This window comes from Nocardiopsis sp. CNT312, from assembly GCF_000515115.1.
Taxonomy (GTDB): domain Bacteria; phylum Actinomycetota; class Actinomycetes; order Streptosporangiales; family Streptosporangiaceae; genus Nocardiopsis.
On record NZ_AZXF01000018.1, the window covers coordinates 71,635 to 90,261 of the forward strand.

11 protein-coding genes are annotated in these 18,627 nt (G+C 71.8%); 6 read left to right on the plus strand and 5 right to left on the minus strand.

The genetic code is table 11. The annotated features are described in order from the left end of the window. Positions 1-92: 92 nt before the first annotated feature. A complete protein-coding gene (locus B042_RS0108965; RefSeq protein WP_028648006.1) occupies positions 93-6,650 on the minus strand; it encodes a non-ribosomal peptide synthetase in 6,558 nt (2,185 codons plus the stop codon). A gap of 135 nt (positions 6,651-6,785) precedes the next feature. Here B042_RS0108965 and B042_RS0108970 point away from each other — a divergent pair, with 135 nt between their 5' ends. Together B042_RS0108970 and B042_RS0108975 are read left to right on the plus strand one after the other, a co-directional pair. After that, positions 6,786-8,393 carry a (2,3-dihydroxybenzoyl)adenylate synthase gene (locus B042_RS0108970; RefSeq protein ID WP_028648007.1) on the plus strand — a complete coding sequence of 536 codons (1,608 nt, stop codon included), beginning with the start codon at positions 6,786-6,788 and terminating at the stop codon, positions 8,391-8,393. Positions 8,394-8,505: 112 nt separating this feature from the next. Next, positions 8,506-9,246 carry a hypothetical protein gene (locus B042_RS0108975; RefSeq protein ID WP_028648008.1) on the plus strand — a complete coding sequence of 247 codons (741 nt, stop codon included), beginning with the start codon at positions 8,506-8,508 and terminating at the stop codon, positions 9,244-9,246. A 46-nt stretch (positions 9,247-9,292) separates the two neighbouring features. On the opposite strand, the gene B042_RS0108980 is transcribed toward B042_RS0108975, so the two are convergent. From B042_RS0108980 to B042_RS0108995, 4 genes are all read right to left on the minus strand, one after another. Further along, entirely contained in the window at positions 9,293-9,946 is a 654-nt protein-coding gene (locus B042_RS0108980) for an isochorismatase family protein (protein WP_028648009.1), read from the minus strand. Continuing rightward, complete coding sequence (locus B042_RS22510; RefSeq protein WP_231493888.1) at positions 9,943-11,097, minus strand: isochorismate synthase MenF; 1,155 nt, start codon at positions 11,095-11,097, stop codon at positions 9,943-9,945. The genes B042_RS0108980 and B042_RS22510 overlap by 4 nt, the downstream gene beginning before the upstream one ends. Continuing rightward, positions 11,090-11,860, minus strand: a complete 771-nt coding sequence (locus tag B042_RS0108990) for a 2,3-dihydro-2,3-dihydroxybenzoate dehydrogenase (RefSeq protein ID WP_028648010.1) — start codon at positions 11,858-11,860, stop codon at positions 11,090-11,092. Before B042_RS0108990 ends, B042_RS22510 begins: the two co-directional genes overlap by 8 nt. A gap of 64 nt (positions 11,861-11,924) precedes the next feature. Beyond that, positions 11,925-12,320: a Fur family transcriptional regulator gene (locus tag B042_RS0108995; RefSeq protein WP_028648011.1), complete on the minus strand. Its 396-nt coding sequence runs from the start codon at positions 12,318-12,320 to the stop codon at positions 11,925-11,927. Positions 12,321-12,986: 666 nt separating this feature from the next. Here B042_RS0108995 and B042_RS0109000 point away from each other — a divergent pair. From B042_RS0109000 to B042_RS0109015, 4 genes are all read left to right on the plus strand, one after another. After that, positions 12,987-14,726: a thiol-activated cytolysin family protein gene (locus B042_RS0109000; protein WP_028648012.1), complete on the plus strand. Its 1,740-nt coding sequence runs from the start codon at positions 12,987-12,989 to the stop codon at positions 14,724-14,726. A 787-nt stretch (positions 14,727-15,513) separates the two neighbouring features. Further along, positions 15,514-16,215: an AAA family ATPase gene (locus B042_RS0109005; protein WP_028648013.1), complete on the plus strand. Its 702-nt coding sequence runs from the start codon at positions 15,514-15,516 to the stop codon at positions 16,213-16,215. A 340-nt stretch (positions 16,216-16,555) separates the two neighbouring features. Then, positions 16,556-17,548 carry a siderophore ABC transporter substrate-binding protein gene (locus tag B042_RS0109010; RefSeq protein WP_028648014.1) on the plus strand — a complete coding sequence of 331 codons (993 nt, stop codon included), beginning with the start codon at positions 16,556-16,558 and terminating at the stop codon, positions 17,546-17,548. Between the two features lie 78 nt (positions 17,549-17,626). Further along, entirely contained in the window at positions 17,627-18,616 is a 990-nt protein-coding gene (locus B042_RS0109015; protein ID WP_028648015.1) for an ABC transporter permease, read from the plus strand. The last annotated feature ends 11 nt before the right edge of the window (positions 18,617-18,627 follow it).

The window sequence follows — 18,627 nt, forward strand, 5'->3', positions numbered from 1 at the left end:
GCCCGGTGGCGGTCCCGGGCACGGGGTCGTATCGGGGTGGCGGGGTGTTGGGGTGTTGGGGTGTTGGGGTGTTGGGGTGTTGGGGTGTTGGGTCAGATGACGCCGGTGCTCATGTCCTCGTGTGAGGCGGCGCGGACCTGGTCGGCGAGCGCGGCGAGCGTGGGTACGGCCAGGAAGGACCGGGTGGAGATCTCCTCGGACATCTCCCGTCTGAGGACAGTGATCATGCGGATGGCCAGGAGGCTGCTGCCGCCGAGGGAGAAGAAGTTGGCCTCGCGGTCCGTGACGGACTCACCGAGCACCTCCTCCCACACGTGGGCGATCCGCTTCTCGACGCCGTCGGCGGGAGGTGCGCCCCGGTCGTGCGTCCGCCGCGCGGCCAGGCCCTCCAGTGCGGCCGTGTCGACCTTGCCGTTGGGGGTGAGCGGGAGATCCTCCACCGCGTGGACGGTTCCGGGAACCGCGTGGGCGGGAAGGCGTGAGGCGAGGTGTGCGGTGAGCTCGCCGAGCGAGGGTGTGCGGCCTTGACCGACCACGAAGGCCGCCAGCCTCTGGGACGCACGCTTGCCCACCGCCACCACCGCCGCCCGGCGTACCGCCGGGTGGTCGTGGAGCGCGGCTTCGACTTCTCCGAGTTCGAGCCGGTGGCCGCCGACCTTGACCTGGCGGTCGGTGCGGCCGAGGAACTCCAGCAGCCCTCCGGGGCGGTAGCGGCCCAGGTCGCCGGTGCGGTACCACCGTTCACCACCGACGGTGACGAACCGGGCGGCGGTCCGCTCGGGGTCTCCGCGGTAGCCGCGGGCCACCCCGGCCCCGCCGATCCAGAGCTCGCCCGGGACCCAGTCGGGGCAGTCCCTGCCGTACGGGTCCACGACCCGGTACCTCTGGTCGCGCAGCGGGGTGCCGTAGGGCACCGAGGGCCATCCGGGAGGGGCGTGTCCGCCGTCGAAGGCGTTGGACCAGATGGCCGCCTCGGTCGCTCCGCCCATGGCGACCAGGCGGGTGCGGTCCCCGTTGGCCGCACGCAGCCGCCGGGACAGGTCGGTGCCGACCCAGTCTCCGGAGACCAGGGCCAGGCGCAGGGAGCTCGGTGGTTCCTTGTCCTGCGCCGCCAGGAGCAGCATGTCCAGGAGCGCGGGCACGGTGTTCCACACCGTCACCCGGTGTTCGGCGCACAGTTCGAGCCAGCGGCGGGCGTCCCGGCGCTCCTCCTCCTGGGGGACCACGAGCGCGCCTCCCGCTCCGAGCAGTCCGAACACGTCGTAGACGGACAGGTCGAAGTCGAGCGAGGACAGGGCCAGGACCCGGTCGCGGGGTCCGACGCTGTGGCGCCCGTTGATGTCGTCGACCGTGTTCAGGGCCGCCCCGTGGCTGACCTCCACCCCCTTGGGCTCCCCGGTGGAACCGGAGGTGAAGATGATGTAGGCGGTCGCCTCGGCGGAGGTCGGCACGGGCGCGTCCAGGGGCGGGTACTCCACGAGGTCGGACACGTCGACGGAGCGGGGCGCGGCCTCGTCGGCCCCGATCGTCACGACGGTGTCCGCCGCCGCGTGGATCCGTCGGCGCCTCAGGGAGGGCTGTCCCGTGCCGACCGGAACGTAGGCGGCTCCGGCGGCGAGGGTCCCCAGTACCGCGCAGATCTGGTCGGCGCCCTTGGGCAGGTGGACCGCGACGGTGTCCCCGGGGCGGACACCGTGTTCGACGAGGCCGGCGGCGATACGCAGGGAGCGCTCCGCGAGCCGCCCGTGGGTGAGGACGCCCTCGGCCGTGATCAGTGCCGGGGTGTCGGCACGGCCGTCGGCCCCCGCGAAGAAGGCGTCGTGCAGCGCGCCCTCCGGCCGGGGTGCGGCGGTGTCGTTCACGGACGCGCGGACCCGTGTCTGGGCGGCGGGCAGCACGCCCGCCGCGAGGTCGGCCCACAGGCGCGCGCCGCCCCGGGCCAGGCCCCGCAGCAGGTCGAGGTAGGCGTTGAACATGGCGTCGAGGGCGCCGGGGCGGAACAGCTCCTCGACGGCGTCCCAGACGACGTCGAGTCCGCCTTCGTGTTCGAGGACCTGGTTGTCCAGGTGGACCTGCGGTGACTGGGACAGCCCGCGGACCCGGGCGGGGAACTCCGGCGACAGGTCCAGGGAGACGCCCTCGCCCACGCCGAGTGAGCTGGTGAAGACCACCGGGATGCCCGCCTGCGCGGTGCCGTCTCGGCGTGTCAGTTCCCGCAGGACGTCCTCGGCGGACACCTCGCGGTGGTCGAGGTCCTCGCCCAAGCGGTGCTGGAGCGCGCGGGCGGCGGCCAGGGGATCCTCCCCCGGTTCCCGTTGGTAGGAGGTCAGGGACAGGGAGGTGAAGTCGCCCAGGACCCTACCGATGTGGGGGTGGACGTCGCCGCGGTTGAACAGGGTGAGGGTCACGCTGAGCCGGGTCTGTCCGCTCCACGCGCCGAGGATCTCCCCGTAGCAGGCCAGGAGCAGGGTCGAGGGGGTGATGCCCTCGGCACTGGCCACCGCTGCCAGGGCCCGCCACTCCTTCGGCGACAGGTGGTCGGAGCGGCGGACGAACCGGGGGGCGTCGACCTCCGTGGGGTCCGCCGCCAGGGGGAGGGCCGGCGCGGGGGGCAGGTCCCGTACGCGCTCGCTCCAGTACTCCTCGGCCCGTGCGACCCGTTCCGGGTCGGGCCGTGTCTGGAGCAGGTAGTCGCGGAAGGTGATCTCCACCGGTTCCAGAGCGGCGTCCGGGTCGCGGTACAGCAGGTCCAGTTCGGTGTAGAGGGTCATGATGCTCAGCGCGTCCAGGACCAGGTAGTCCAGACCGACCCCCAGGCGGACGCGTTCGGCGGCACCGTCGGTGTAGCGGACCGCGCGGACGTCGAACAGGGGCCAGCGCGCGGGGTCCAGGACCTGGTGGGACATGTCCGCGAAGAGGGCGTCCAGCGCCGCTCCGGGGTCGGCCGGGTCGGCCTCGGTGACGGGGATGCGCACCGGCGGGACGTCGGGGAGGACGCGCTGGTCGCCGCTGTCGTCGAAGACGGCGCGGAGCATGTCGTGCCGGGCCACGAGGCGGTCCAGTGCCCGTTCCAGCCGCCGCAGGTCCACGTCGGCACCGTCGAACTCGGTGTAGTGGTAGGTGCCCACGTTGCCCAGGGTGAACTCCGGGTCGCGCCCTGTCAGATAGGCGCGTTGGACGCCGGTCGGGGGGAAGGGCTCGTACCGGGAGGCGGCGTCGTGTGTGAGGGTCCTCGCCCGTACGGCCTGGCCCTTCTCCGGCAGGGCCGCAGCGAAGTCGGACAGGCGGGGGTGAACGAACAGGTCGGCCACGCTCGCCCGCGCGTAGCCGCGCTCGCGCAGGGCGGCCACCAGCCGGGTGGCCAGCAGCGAGTCCCCGCCGAGGGCGAAGAAGGAGGAGGACCGGCCGACCCCGGGCACCCCCAGCAGGTCCGACCAGAGCCGGGCGACCTCGCTCTCGCGCTCGCCCTCAGGCGGGGCGTCGGCCTGGGGTGCGCCTGCGGCGCGGTCACTCAGCAGGCGGGTGAGGGCGCGGCGGTCAGGCTTGCCGTTGGGGGTGAGCGGGAGGCCTGGGACGGTGGCGAGCACCGCGGGGACCATGGACTCCGGCAGCAGGGTCCGCGCGTGCGCTGTGGCCGCTTCGACGAGTCCCTCGGTGTCGGCTCCGGCCGCCGGGGCGAGTGCGGCGGCCAGGACGGGCGAGGGTCCGGGGAGCACGACCGCCACGGCCGACGCCACGCCCGCGTGCGAGGCCAGTGCCGCCTCGACCTCCCCGCTCTCGACGCGGACGCCGTTGACCTTGACCTGGTGGTCGAGGCGGCCGAGGAACTCCAGGGAGCCGTCGGGGGTGTACCGGGCGCGGTCGCCGGTCCGGTACCAGCGGCGCCCGTCGGTGTGCACGAACCGGTCGGCGGTGGTCGAGGGCGCGCCCCGGTAGCCGTGGGCCAGGCCGGCTCCGCCCACCCACAGCTCGCCGGGGACCAGGTCGGGCCGGTCGCGCCCCTGGGGGTCCACGACCCGGCAGTGCACGCCGGGCAGCGGACGGCCCCAGGGGACGTGGTTCCACTCGGGGTCGGCCTCGTCCACGTCCAGGAGGGTGGAGTGGACGGCGGCCTCGGTCATGCCGCCCAGGGCCAGGAACCGGGAGCCGGGGGCCAGCGCCCGGAGCCTCCCGGGCAGGTCGGTGCCGATCCTGTCGCCGCCGAGCAGGACGGCCCGCAGAGGCGGCGGCGGGGCCAGGCCCGATTCGACGGCGGTCAGGAGCATGTCGAGCAGGGTCGGCACGCAGTTGAGGAGGGTCACCCCCGCCTGTGCGGCGGCCCGCGTCCACTCGGCGGCGTCGCGCCGGGTCTCCGACGGCGCGAGGAGGACGGACGCGCCCACGGACAGGGGGGCGAAGAGGTCGAAGACCGACATGTCGAATTCGATCTCGGCCAGGGCCAGGGTGCGGTCGCGCGGTGCCGTCCCCAGAACGCCGTTGAGGACGTCGATGGTGTGGGCCGCGGCCCGGTGAGGTACCTCCACGCCCTTGGGAGCGCCGGTCGAGCCCGAGGTGAACAGCACGTAGGCGAGCGCGTCCGGCTCGGTCTCCCGCTGCGGGGCTGCCGGCCCCTCCAGTGCCCGGGCGAGGGCGAGGGGGGGCACTGGTGACCCCTCCAACACGGCCGGGTCGTCGGAGATCATCAGGTCGGGGGCGCCCCGCTCCAGGATCGCCGCGCGCCGGGCCGGGGGCTGGTGCGCGCCCACGGGCAGGTAGGAGCATCCCGCCGCCAGGATCCCCAGGAGCGCTGCGACCTGGTCGACGCCTCTGGGCAGGCACAGGGCGACGGTTCCCCCGAGGGGGACGCGGTGGGCGACGGCTCCGGCGATGCGCAGCGCCCGGTCGGCGAGGTCGCCGTAGGCCGTCGCGGACCCGTCGGGACCGAGCAGGGCGGGCGCTCCGGGGGTGGCGCGCGCGTGTTCGAAGAAGCGTGAATGGAGCGTGCGAGGCGCGGGGACGGGCAGGTCGACGGCCGCGGTGTCGCGGGAGCCGTCGCGCGCCGCCGGAATCTGCGGACGGAAGGGACGGCTCCACACGTCGGGGTCGTCGACGAGGGATTCGACGAGGCCGCGGTAGGCGTCGAAGGCCGCCCGCGCGGTGCCGGGTGCGAAGGCGTGCTCCCGCAGGTCCCAGTTGAGCAGGAGACCTCCGCCGAGTTCGGTCACCTGGGCGTCCAGCCACACCTGGGGCCCCTGGGAGATGATGTGGACGGGGGTTCCGAAGGTCCGCTGGACGCCGTCGGAGAACAGCGGGCCCAGGCCGATCGCGCTCGTGTAGACGACGGGGGAGGGCGTCATGGCGCCGCCGTTCAGACGGGCCAGGTCGCGCAGCACCTCCACCCCTCCGTAGGCGCCGTGGTCCACGGCCGCGTGCAGGTCCCCCTGAACGGTGCGGGCGCGGTCGGCGAAGGACACCGTGTCCGAGGTGTCGACGGCGAGCAGCACCGATCCGCTGAAGTCGCCGATCATCCGGTCGACGTCGGGGTGCAGGGGCGCCCGGTCGAAGAGCGGCAGGTTGAGGGTGAAGGCCGGGGAGGCGCTCCACGCTCCGAGCACCTCGGCGAACGCGGTGGCCAGGGCCGCCGCGGGGGTCACTCCCGCGTCCCTGGCCCTCTGGGCCAGGGCCCGGGCGCGCTCCGGGGAGAGGTGGTGGTGCAGACGGGTGGACCTGGCCAGGGGCGATCCGGCCGGGGTGGGCCGGGAGGCGTCGATCACCGTCGGCAACTCGGGCGGCGGGGGCAGGTCGCGCAGGCGCTCGTGCCACCAGGTACGCGCCCGGTCGACCTCGCCGTCCCCCCTGGACCGGCGTTCGGCGAGGTAGGAGGCGAAGTCGTAGTCCTGGGTGGGGAGGTCGCCGCCCTCGTAGGCGGTACGCAGGTCGTCGAGCAGGACGCGCAGGCTCAGCGCGTCGGCCACGATCATGTCCAGGTCCACGTGCAGCCGGGTACGGCCTTCGGGGAGCAGCGACAGGGCGACGTCCAGGACGTGTCCCGAGGCCACGTCCAGACGCCGGTGCGTGTTCTCGTCTCTCATGCGGGAGAGGGCGCGGTCGGCGTCTTCCCGGGAGGCCCCGCGAAGGTCGTGGACGGTGAGTCCGGTCCCCTGGCCGGAGGGGGCGATGCGCTGGTGCCCGTCGCCGTCGAACCGGGCCCTGAGCATGGGATGGCGGTCGACGACGCTCTCCAGCGCGCCGGCGAGCCGGTCCGGGTCGACACCGCGGCCGTCGAACTCGGTGTAGAAGTGCGCGGCGACGCCGCCGAGGGGCTGCTCGTCCCCCCGCCCGATCCAGTAGGCGTGCTGCATGGTCGCCATGGGGAAGGACGCGTCCCCGGTCGGAGCGGACGAGTCGGGTACGGGCTCGGCTGGGGCCGGCCGGCGCTCCTGCCGGGCCAGCAGAGCGGCCCAGCGGGCCGCCGTCGGCTGCCGGGACAACTCCTCGAAGGTGACGTCCGCGCCCGCCTCACGCCAGTGGCCCACGAGCCTGATCAGACCCAGGGAGTCCAGACCGTGGTCGAAGAGGTCGTCGGTATCGGCGAAGCGGTCCGTTCCCAGCACGCGCGCCACATGCTCACGTACGGCTGTGAGCTCCGCCTCCACCACGCGGTCCGACACAACACCCCGCCCCTCTGCGGCCGTCTCCGGCGCTATCGACAATAATGAAAACCGTTATCATTTCCGGCACAAGCATGTATAGCACCACCGGCTCCCCCCAGTCGACCCCCAAGCCCCACCAGAAAGGCAGATCACATGTCCCCGGACTGGCCGCGCCTCCCCGACGAGGATCTCCGCTCCTACCGCAACCAGGGTTTTCGGGAGGAGCGGACCCTGTCCCTCCTCCTGCGTGAACAGGCCGCAGCGCGGAGCGGGGCCACCGCCCTCGTCTCACGGTCCGGACGGCTCACCTACGCCGAACTCGACGCCCGCGTGGACCGGCTCGCCCACGGCCTGTCCGGGCTGCCCGTCCGCGCGGGCGAACGCGTCCTGGTACGCCTGCCCAACCGGGAGGAGTACGTAGTCACCCTGTTCGCCCTGCTGCGCATCGGGGCGGTTCCGGTCCTGGCCCTGCCCTCGCTCGGCCCCGCCGAGGTGGAGTCGCTGGCCGAGACCTCCGGCGCGTGCGCCCTCGTCGTCGCGGACCGGTACGGGCGCACCGACCCGCGCGAGGAGGCGGCCCGGATCGCCGAGCGCCTGCCCCGTGTGCGGCACGTCCTCGTGGCGGGAGACCCCGGGGAAGCACCCGCGCGCTCCCTCGCGTCCCTGGACCCCGGTACGGCACCGCGCCGCGAGGAGGCCGCGCACCCCGAGGATCTGGCCCTGCTCCTGCTGTCGGGGGGCACGACCGGCACCCCCAAGCTGATCCCCCGCACCCACGCCGACTACGGGTACAACGCGCGCGCCTCCGCCCAGGCGTGCGGCACCGGGCCCGACACCGTCTACCTGGCGGTGCTCCCGGTGGCACACAACTTCACCATGGTCTCCCCCGGGATCGTCGGCGTCCTCGCCGCGGGCGGCACGGTCGTCCTGTGCCCCGACCCCAGCCCCACCACGGCCTTCCCCCTGATCGCGCGCGAACGGGTGACTCTGACCTCCCTGGTGCCGGCACTGGTGCCCTCCTGGCTGGAGGAGGCCGGACGCACCCGCGAGGACCTCTCCCCGCTCAGGACGCTCCAGGTCGGCGGAGCACGGCTGGACGAGGGCACGGCGCGCCGGATCGGCCCGGAGCTGGGGTGCCGCCTCCAGCAGGTGTTCGGCATGGCCGAAGGCCTCAACAGCTACACGGCGCTGGATGCCCCCGAGGAGACCGTGTGCACGACCCAGGGCCGCCCCCTCTCCCCTGCGGACGAGGTCCTTGTCGTCGACGAGAGCGGGGAGCCGGTGCCGCCCGGCACCGCCGGAGAGCTGCTGACCCGGGGCCCCTACACCCTGAGGGGCTACTACCGGGCCAGGGAGCTGGACGCCCTGCGCTTCACACCCGACGGCTTCTACCGCACCGGGGATCTGGTCCTTCGGACCCCAGAAGGCGACCTGGTGGTCGTGGGCCGGATCAAGGACCAGGTCAACCGGGCCGGGGAGAAGATCGCCGCCGTCGAGGTCGAGGAACACCTGCTCTCACTGCCGGGGGTGCGCTCGGCCGCGCTCGTGGGCGTGCCCGACCCGCACCTGGGAGAGCGCTCGATCGCCTTCCTCACCGCCGAGGGGCCCGCACCCTCGCGCGAGGAGGTCAGGGCGGCCCTGTTGCGGCGGGGCGCGGCCCCGTTCAAGGTGCCCGACGAGGTTCGCTCGATACCAGCGCTCCCGCTCACCGGCGCGGGCAAGGTCGACAAGAGGCGCCTCCGGGAGATGTCGACGGGCTGAGGCCCGGGGCCGCTGCTCCGCCGGGCGAGGCGTCCCGGTGCGGCCGCAAGCGATGAGGAACGATCCTCATTCCCGCAAACTCCGAAACCGATCCCCGAACCAAGGAGGCCCCGTGCCCGAGTACGACGACCCCTACGCCCGCTCCGCGCAATACCTCGACCTGATGATCGCCGGCTGGTGGGAGCACCACCGCGTACCCCTGGCCGAGGCCCTGGCGGAACTGCCCTCCGGCGCCGGACCGGTGGTCGACGCCGGGGCCGGAGGCGGCCGGGGGACCCGGCTCATCGCCGACGTCCTGCCCGAAGCACGCATCCTGGCCGTCGAGCCCTCCCTGCCGCTGAGGACCGTGCTGCTCTCCCGGACCGCCGACGACCCCGCCCTGCGCGATCGGGTGACCGTGGACGGCGACGACCTGCTCTCGGCCCGCCTGCCCGACAGGGTCGGCGGCATGGTGATGGCCAACCTCATCGGTCACTTCAGCCCGCACGAGCGCGACCGCCTCTGGGAGGACCTGTCCCCCCGGTTGGCCCCCGGAGCGTTCATCCTGCTCAACCTCGCCGCGCCGCTGGAGCCCGAGCGGGTGGAGAGGACACGGATGAGCGAGATCACGGTCGGCGACCGGACCTACGTGGGCTGGGCCCGCGCCGAGCCCAGCGGCCCCGAACGGGTGGACTGGCACATGACCTACGAGATCCGTGAGGGGGACCGGACCATCGCCTCCGACGACGTCCACTACGACTGGTGGACCCTGACCGGGGAGGCGCTGGCAGCCGAGGCCACACCCCACGGGCTGCGCGTCCTGCCCCACGGCCCCGCGGAGGCGGGACTGTACAAGCTCCTCCGACGGGACTGAGGCCGGGGCCGCACCCGCCTGGCGGGGCGGGTGCGGCCCCACACCCCTATACGGGGACGGTCGCGGCCAAGGACTCCAGGACCGAGTCCGCGGACACCGCCATGGCGCAGCGACTCGCGGCGTAGGCGATGGCCATGCCGTGGTCCTCTTCGGAGAAGTCGGCGACCGCGTCGGCCACGACGAAGGGCTGGACGTCGCGCATGAAGGCGTCGCAGGCGGTCATGAGCACCCCGATGTGGGCATAGACCCCGCAGATCACCAGTTGGTCGCGGCCCGCCGCGCGCAGGCGCTCCTCCAGATCGGTTCGGACGAAGGCGCTGTAGCGCCACTTGGTCAGCAGAACCTCCCCGTCCTCGGGCGCGAGGGGGTCCGTGATCGCGGTGTGGGCGGGGTCGTCGCTCATACCGGCCCCCCACAGGTCGGACAGCAGCCCCCTCTGCTCGGCCGACTGCGCCCCCGGCTGCGCGGTGTAGATCCGCGGGACCCCCCGGTCGGCGCACGCGGAGCGCAACCGGGCGATGTTGGCGGTCAGGCTGGTCAGCGGCTCCCCGCCCGGGACGAAGGCGTCCAGGAAGTAGCGCTGCATGTCGTGGACGAGCAGGACGCAGCGATCGGGGTCGATCGACCAGGACATACGGTTGTCCGGCAGACTCCCGGTGCCGGGCATGGGATAGGAGGGGATCGCGGGCAGGGAGGTCATGTGGTCTCTCCGTACATGGTCGGAACCGGTACGGCGTCGGCGGAGACGCCGACGCCGAGCGCGTCGAGCACGGTGCGGAACTTGGCCCCGGTCTCGGTGAGCTCGGCCGAGGGGACCGAGTCGGCGACGATGCCCGCACCGGCGAAGAGCCTGGCCCGGGCACCCGAGAGCTCCGCGCAGCGCAGAACCACGGCCCAGTCGCCGTCCCCTTCGGGGTCGCACCAGCCGACGGTCCCGGTGTAGGCACCGCGGTCGAAGGGTTCGAGGCGGGAGAGGACGCGTGCGGCCGCGCCGGTCGGGGTCCCGCAGACCGCGGGCGTGGGGTGCAGGGTGTCGGCCAGTTCCAGGGCGGTGGGCGCCGGATCCTTGAGGATCCCGGTGACGGAGGTGCCCAGGTGCCACATCGTGGGGGTCGCCACGAGTGAGGGCGAGGCCGGGACCTCCAGTGACGAGCACAGCGGGCGCAGGCGCTCGGCGATGTCGGCCACGACGAAGGCGTGCTCGCCCAGGTCCTTCGCGGAGCCGCTGAGCGCTGCGGCCCGTTCTCGGTCGGTTCCGGGGTCGCAGTGGCGCGGCACCGACCCGGCCAGGGGGTGCGAGCGCACCGTTCGGCCACGCCGCGACACGAGCAGTTCGGGGCTCGCACCCACCAGGACCGCCGCGGGGGCACCGTCCGGTGTCGGCAGGAGGGGCAGCGAGAAGTTCCAGGCGCCCGGATTGGCCGCGACGAGGTCGCCCAGGACCCGCACGGGGTCGAGGGGTGCGTCGAAATCCAGGAGGAGCGTTCTGGCCAGGACCGCCTTCTCCAGCTCCGTGTCGGCGATGCGGGCGACCAGGCGCTCGACGAGGCGGACGTAGTCGGCGGCGGCGGGGTGCTCCCGTCCGCGCAGCAGGCCGGGCCGGGACCGCTGTTGCGGCCTGTGCGGCACGGGGGCCGGGCCGGTACGTACCGTCTGGGCCACCATCAGCGGGGAGGGTTCGCCGGCTCGGAAGGCGAGCGCCCCCACGACCATGGGCGACCGTACCCCGGAGTCCACCGCCCGGCGCAGCTCGGCTGCGGCCTCGTGGGGGTCACCGACCACTCTCGCGCGGCTCCGGGAAGACGACGTCAGCCGGTACTCAGGCGTGTGCAGGGTGAAGGCGTCAGGCACCAAGGCAGGCTCCTCCGTCCACCCGCAGGTCGTGCAGGGTGATGTGCCGGGCGCGCGAGGAGACGAGGAACTCCACCGCGTCGGCGACGTCCTCCGGAGCCGCCACCCGCCCCAGCGGGATGTCCACCCGGAAGGCGGAGGGGTCGGCACCGGTCTGGGAACTGCCCCCGGCGGCGGCCGTGTCCCCCCACAGACTGCGCCGCATGGCCGTGTCCGTCGACCCCGGTGAGACCACATTGCACCGGATGCCGTGCGGGGCCAGCTCCAGGCCGAGGCAGAGGGTGAACTGGGTGGCGGCGGCCTTGGAGGCGGCGTAGGCGGCCATGGCCGCCCTGGGAACGGACGCCGCGTCGGAGCCGACGGTGACGATGCTCCCGGCCGCCCTGGGGACCATGGCCCGCGCGGCGGCACGGGCGACATGGAAGACACCGAGCGCGTTGACCCCGAACACCTCCTCCCACGCCTGGGAGGTGAAGTCGGCGACCGCTCCCCAGCGCAGGAGGCCCGCAACGCTGACAACGCAGGTGATGGCGCCCATCTCCGCCTCGACACGGTCGACCGTCGCGTCGACCGCGGGTCCGTCGGTCACGTCGACCGGGTAGGCGCGGATCCGCCCCTCGGTCCGGGCGGGTAGGGCCCCGACCTCCGTCGAGGGCAGGTCCAGAGCGGCGACGGCCCAGCCGTTTTCCGCCAACCGTCGCACGACCGCGGATCCGATGCCTCCCGCGGCACCGGTGACCAGCGCGAGGCCGGTCTCTGTCACATCGGTATCAGGGGACACCGGACTCCTCTCGGAGGGGCGGGGCGACTGCGCTGAACGGGATCGGTCAGGAACAGCGGGGACAGACCCCGGAGAGTTCGAAGGTGTAGTCCAGGCCGCCGAAACCGCTGGCGCCCCCGATCCGGTCCAGAGCGGCGGAGAGCTCTTCGGCCTGCGGCACGTCCTCGACCCGGCCGCACAGACGGCACATCAGGTGGTGGTGGCGGTCGGAGGTGCGGCACAGCCGGTAGAGGAGTTCCCCGTCGGGTGAGCGGATCGTGTCCAGCAAACCCTCGCGCACCAGGCGGTGCAGGGCCCGGTAAACGGTGGACAGGCTCGGGGGCTTGCCTTGGCCACTGCTACGCCGGACGAGCACGATATGCACCTCCTGGCAGCTGCGGAACCTCCGGTTCCGCCCGAGGACCTCCAGGATCAGAGCGTCGTTGCGCGGCGTCCTAGCCATGTCAGGCTGCCGACCGCGATCTCTCCGGCCAGGAAGTCAACCTCTTCCCTGGCCGTCCACCCTCGAACATCACACCTCCGAGTCGCCCCATATGATATTGAAAATGGTTTTCATAACCATATCAGATCTTCCCCGCGGGTGACCGCCCCACGGCCGTTCTCGGCAGCCGCACCCACCACCCCCGGAAGGGCCCGTCACCCTCGCCCCGAGCCGGGGCGGCGCTCAGGTGCGGTACTGCCCGAACCGCCCCGCGGTCCTTCGACCAGAATGACCAGGGACCCGTGATCCGTGATCCGAGGACCCACCGCCCCGGGCACAGGGGAACCCCGGGCCAGCGCGGACAGGCGTCCCGCACAACCCGGGGCTGGAACGCGCCACCAACGACGACAACGGTGCTGTCTGGCTGTGGACCCCCGACTGAAGTATCCGGAACACACGCTCCCGGCACGTTTCGGTCGACCGAAGCTTCATCGAACGGGCCGGAGAGATGCGCGTTTCTGTGGATCCGCACCGCGGCACACACAGCTCAACGTTTCCTTCGTGCTTAGGACCCTCCCGCCCCGGACATCGCAGGTGGTGCGGCCCTGTGCCAGGCCGCTACCTCAGTACGGCCCAGGCCCGTCGGCCTGGGCGCTGTGCCTGCGAACCACAGGAGGATTCCATTCCATGACGGACACGACCGAGACGACGGACGTCCTGACACACACGACAGCGGGCGACGGTCGCGCCGAACTCACCTGGCCGACCGTGCCCGAGGCCGAGCAGTACGAGATCCAGCCTCTGGGCTCCGCCCACGACCGTACCGTGGTCCCTGCCGGTCAGAACCGGATCGAGATCCCCCACGCACGCAACGGCTACCAGATCACCGCGCTGCGCGGGGCGATCCCCCTGCAGTCCTACGTCTCACTCGACCGTGCCTCCGCCGACGAACCCATCGATATGACCGAATACGTCAGCGGCCTTCAGGACTGGACGCAGATCGCGCCACAGTTCAGGCAGTCGACGCGGGCCCCCAAAGGGGACCCCGTCACCAACGAAGAGATCGAGCAGGGACGGACCTGGGTGGTGACCACCCGCAAGTACACCCTGTCCACGACACCGAAGGACGTGGTTCTGGCCAGCGGCCTGAACACGGCGATCTGGCCCGGCGCCCTGATCCAGGGCGGCCCCGCCGCCCAGGGCGCGCTGTCGGAGCTGGTGATCAGCCAGCGCAAGCCGCTCACCGTCTCCACCAACCTTACGAGTCTGGCCCAGACCCGTGTCACCGGCGTCGAACCGTCACAGTCGGCGGTACGCGAGGCCATCGCCACGATGGTACGCGGCCAGCCCGGTGCGGCCGGAAGCATCGACTACACGATCGAGGAGGCCTCCTCCATCCAGTCGGGGCTCCTGGAAGCCGGCATCTCCGCGTCCTATCTGGGGTTCAAGGGCGAGGTGAGCACAGAGTTGAAGAAAAAGCGCGATGAGAAGATCATCTTGGCGTGCTTCCTGCAGAACGCCTTCTCGGTGTCGATGGACGTGGCGAAGTTCGATGAGCCCTCGGAGTGGTTCACCCGCGATCTGACCAAACGCAAGATTCAGCGGATTGCGAAGCTCGGGCGCATCGGAGACAACAACCCGCCCCTGTACGTGTCCTCCGTCGGTTACGGGCGCTCCCTGATCTTCGTCCTCAAGACCACCGCGGACACCACCAAGGCCAAGGCGGCGGTGAAGGCCTCCTATCAGGGGTTCGGAGCGCGTGTGTCAGGGGAGCTGAAGGCCGAGTACGAGAGCATCCTCAACCAGTCGTCGCTGAAGATCATCGCCCAGGGCGGTGACGCGGCCGCGATCACCAACATGATCAGGGAGGGTCGGCTCGACGAGTACTTCAAGGAGCCGCCGCGGCTGGACCAGTACATTCCCATCTCCTACTCACTGCACTCACTGGCTACCAACGACCCCGCGAAACTCGGCGAAACGGCTGAGTACAGTGTCGTCACCCGTGTCCCGAAGGGCGCGACATCGTGGATGCTGCGCCCCGTCCGCCTCAGCTACCGGGGGGAGCTCCAGGGCCGCGACGTCACCCCCTCCGGCCCGCTGGTCCTGCGCTTCGACGGAGCACACCCGGTGCGGGGGACCAAGCGGGAGGGGAACGTCACGACCTTCGGGGACGACATGCCCTGGATGTGGACCCCGCGCATCCTGCAGGGCGACGCCACACTGGGGCTGACCGTTGAGGACACACAAGGCTCGTTCAGGGACCTGCTGTCGATAAGGGTCCGAGAACAGCAGTTGGGTAAGGACGGGGAGATCACCCTCCGGGGACAGGGGAGTCGCCAACAGGACATGATGAGGAGACTGGACCACATCACGCGCCCGAGTAGCGCTTCGTGGGAGCTCACGTGCCGCCTCACCGCCGACGTCTAGGGCGTGTGTGTGAGGTGGTGATCGGTGCTCGTGTTCCGCTGCGGGATCAGGGACGGTCTCGGTAGAACACCGGTGGGACACGTCGGCAGCCCGACGATGACCGCTGGGAACTGAGCGTGCCGTGCGCGCCGATCGGTGGGTAGGCCCGTACCGGGCCAGGCCGCGTGACCAGTTCGGGGAAGTGGCCCGGTGCTTGCGGACCGGCACCCAGCGGCGGGAGAGGCCCGAGGAGTTCGGCCCCGGCCCCACCCGTCCGCGGCCGCTTCCGCGCCTGGCGGGGCAGCACGGCCCGCTACGGGAGGAGGCCTGAGGGCCATGACGCCGGGCTCCGCCTCCGGGCTTCGGTGATCTGGCTCAACGACCTCACGCGGGCGATCGGATGGCCGCAACCTCACCCGCCCTGGAAGCGTGTCCCAGCGGTCAACGCCGGACCTGTCCCCGGACGACCGCTCCGCTGGTCCGGAGCTCGGTCACACATGCGTGCGGCAGCGGCGGACAAGCGGTTCCGGGCCACCTGGTGACCCTTGATCAGATGGTTGGCGGAAAGGTGGGTCCGGGTCCAGCACGACAGACCGGATGCATCCGTCTAGCAGAACCGAGCGCTGTCGGACCGGGCCGCATCGCCTTCCCCGACCGCTCCGGGCTCCGAGAAGCGCAGGGGACCAGTCCGGTGCGCCCTGCGCTTCTCGGAGTCGTCGAGGGCCGGTAGCGTCATGGCATCGGTGACGCGGCCGCTGTGGAGCCGCGCCTCACCGGGGCGGAGGTCGGCTTTGAGGAGCTACCGGAGATGTTCCAGGGGCTGGCGCGGTGTGTGCCCGCGGTGAAGGGCGCGACGGTGCGCGGTGTGGTCTACCCCCGGCGGTCCCTGCTGCTGGTCGCCGGGGTGCCCGGAGCCGGGAAGAGCACCCTGCTGCGGCGGTTGTTCGGGCTCCGCGAGGACGAGGAGCGGACCGTGCTCACCGCGGAGGGTGTGCGGGTGATCGATTCGTTGCAGTCGCGGCACCAGCTGGGGCCGCTGCTCGGTCGGGTCCCCTACCCGCTGTGGCGCTGGGTGGTGCACGTACTGCACCTGGCCCGGTTGGCCGCGGCGCTGCGCGGCGGCCCGGTGGTACTGCACGAATGCGGGACTCGGAGCCCGGTCCGCGTGCTGCTCGCCCTGCTCTGTCGGCTCCGCCGGTACGAGCTGCATGTGCTGATGATCGATGCCACCCCGCAGGAGGCGCGGAACGGGCAGGACGCCCGGGGGCGGCACGTGACCGAGCGCAGCCACCGGGCGCATTCGCGGCGCTGGCGACGGCTGCGCACGGCCGCCCGGTACGGGCCGACGGCGTTCGCGCCGGGCGCGCGGAGCCTGCTCACACTCAACCGCTGCCGGGCGCGGGATCTGGCCTGGATCCGTTTCGGTTCCCGCGCGCCTGCCCGTGCTTCCCTGCGCGCGGCGGTCGGGCCGTCCCCTGTCCGGCTTGAGCTGACGGCGTCCGACTCCTAGGCGGCCGGCCGGGCTTCACGCGGTTCGGGGCGTCGGCCCGAGGGGCCGGACCTGTGTCCCCGCCAGGTTCTGCGCAGGTGGCGGGCTCGTCTGAGGTCGACGTAGGCGATCGTCGAGTGCCCGGATCCCGCCCGCCCTCCATAGTGATATGGGACACGTTTCACTGCTCGAAGACTGGGCCTCTTGCTGCCCCCAGAACACTCCAAAAGCCTGACATAGAGGGCAAAACGGGAGTTCCTGAGCAATCCACCGAGACTGCCCCGGAAGCCAGCCGACCCACACATTCGACAAATTTCTTAGGTTAGGCTTCCCTTCGCAAAGACCTCGTTAGGAGACCTCCATGAAGCCCGTCCCCCACCCGATCGCGGCACTTTCCCTGACCCTGGTGTCCGCTCTGGCCCTCTCCGCCTGCTCCACCGCCCCGGAGGAGACCGAAGAGGCCGCTCCCGCTTCGGGCGAGACCGTCGAGGTCGAGGACAACAACGGCGCGCAGACGATCGACTTCCCACCCTCGTCGGTGGTCGCACTCGACAACCGCACCTACGAGACCCTCTCGGACTGGGGCGTGGAGCTGTCTGCCGCCTCCGTGTCGCTCATGCCCGACACCGTCGACTACGCGCAGGACGACTCGATCATCGACCTCGGCCCGCACTACGAACCCGACCTCGAAGCGGTCGTCGCCGCCGAGCCGGACCTGATCGTCAACGGCCAGCGCTTCACGCAGTACTACGACGACCTGTCCTCGCTGGTCCCCGAGGCGACCGTCCTCGACCTGGACCCGCGTGAGGGCGAACCCTTCGACGCCGAGCTCAGGCGCCAGGTCGAGGTGCTGGGCGAAGTCTTCGGCAAGCAGGACGAGGCCGCCCAGGCCATCGCCGACTTCGACACGGCGATCGAGCGCGTCCACGAGGCCTACGACGGAGGCCAGACCGTCATGGCCGTCAGCACCTCCGGCGGCGAGATCGGCTACCTGGCCCCGGGTGTGGGCCGCACCCTCGGCCCTGTCTTCGACGTCCTGGGGCTGACCCCCGCTCTGGAGGTCGAGGGGTCCACCGACGACCACCAAGGCGACGACATCTCCGTCGAGGCGATCGCCGGCTCCAACCCCGACTGGATCCTCGTGCTGGACCGCGACGCCGCCATCACCGCCGACGAGGAGGGCTACGAGACCGCCGAGAACATCCTGGCGAGCACAGAGGCCCTGTCGAACGTGACCGCCGTGGCCGACGGGCAGCTCGTCTACATGCCCGCCGACACCTACCTCAACGAAGGCATCCAGACCTACACCGAGTTCTTCGACGCCTTCGCCGACGCCCTCGAGGCGCAGGCTTGATCCGGTCCACCCCCGCGTGGACGGTGGCGACGTGGCCGCCGCCGTCCACGCGATCCATTCCAGGAAGGTGACCGGATCATGACCACCACGGCTCCGGCCCCGTCACGTCCACGGGGCCAGGGGCGCCTCCTCGACGGGAAGCTCCTCATCGGTGTCACCGTCGTGGGCGCACTGCTCGTGCTGTCGCTGTTCACCGGTGTATACGACATCCTCGGCACCGACGACGGCGGCGAGATGTTCGCGATCACCCGCGTCCCCAGGACGATCGCCCTCGTTCTCGCCGGTGCCTCCATGGCGATGTCCGGTCTGGTCATGCAACTGCTGACGCAGAACCGCTTCGTCGAACCGACGACCACCGGCACCACCGAGTGGGCCGGGCTCGGCCTGCTCACCGTCATGGTCCTGGTGCCGGGCGCGAGCATCACCACCCGCATGGTCGGCGCGGTTCTGGCCGCCTTCGTCGGCACGATGGTGTTCTTCCTCTTCCTCCGCGGCGTCACGCTGAGGTCCTCGCTCATCGTGCCGATCGTGGGCATCATGCTGGGCGCCGTCGTCAGCGCGGTGTCCACCTTCGTCGCACTGCAGACCGACATGCTCCAGAACCTCGGTGTGTGGTTCGCCGGCAGTTTCACCTCGGTGCTACGGGGCCAGTACGAACTCCTGTGGATCGTGGCCCTGGTCGCCGTCGCGGTGTTCGTCGTCGCTGACCGGTTCACGGTCGCGGGCCTGGGCGAGGAGATCTCCACCAACGTCGGGCTGAACTACAACCGCGTCATCCTGCTGGGCACCGGGCTGATCGCCGTAGCGACGGGCGTGGTGACCGTGGTCGTGGGCAACCTGCCCTTCCTCGGGCTGATCGTCCCCAACGTCGTCTCGATGATGCGCGGTGACGACCTGCGCGCGAACCTGCCGTGGGTGTGCCTGCTGGGCATCGGGATCGTCACGGTCTGCGACCTGATCGGCCGGACCGTCATCATGCCCTTCGAGGTGCCGGTGTCCCTCATCCTCGGGGTCGTCGGCGCCGCCGTGTTCGTCCTTCTCCTGTTGAGGCAGCGCCGCCGTGGCTGAGACGAGTGTTC

What these genes read in the sequence shown, in the direction of transcription:
- B042_RS0108970 (WP_028648007.1), top strand. Translation starts at nt 6,786, where the DNA reads ATGTCCCCGGACTGGCCGCGCCTCCCCGACGAGGATCTCCGCTCCTAC.
- B042_RS0108980 (WP_028648009.1), bottom strand. Translation starts at nt 9,946, where the DNA reads ATGACCTCCCTGCCCGCGATCCCCTCCTATCCCATGCCCGGCACCGGG.
- B042_RS0108995 (WP_028648011.1), bottom strand. Translation starts at nt 12,320, where the DNA reads ATGGCTAGGACGCCGCGCAACGACGCTCTGATCCTGGAGGTCCTCGGG.
- B042_RS0109000 (WP_028648012.1), top strand. Translation starts at nt 12,987, where the DNA reads ATGACGGACACGACCGAGACGACGGACGTCCTGACACACACGACAGCG.
- B042_RS0109005 (WP_028648013.1), top strand. Translation starts at nt 15,514, where the DNA reads ATGTTCCAGGGGCTGGCGCGGTGTGTGCCCGCGGTGAAGGGCGCGACG.
- B042_RS0109010 (WP_028648014.1), top strand. Translation starts at nt 16,556, where the DNA reads ATGAAGCCCGTCCCCCACCCGATCGCGGCACTTTCCCTGACCCTGGTG.
- B042_RS0109015 (WP_028648015.1), top strand. Translation starts at nt 17,627, where the DNA reads ATGACCACCACGGCTCCGGCCCCGTCACGTCCACGGGGCCAGGGGCGC.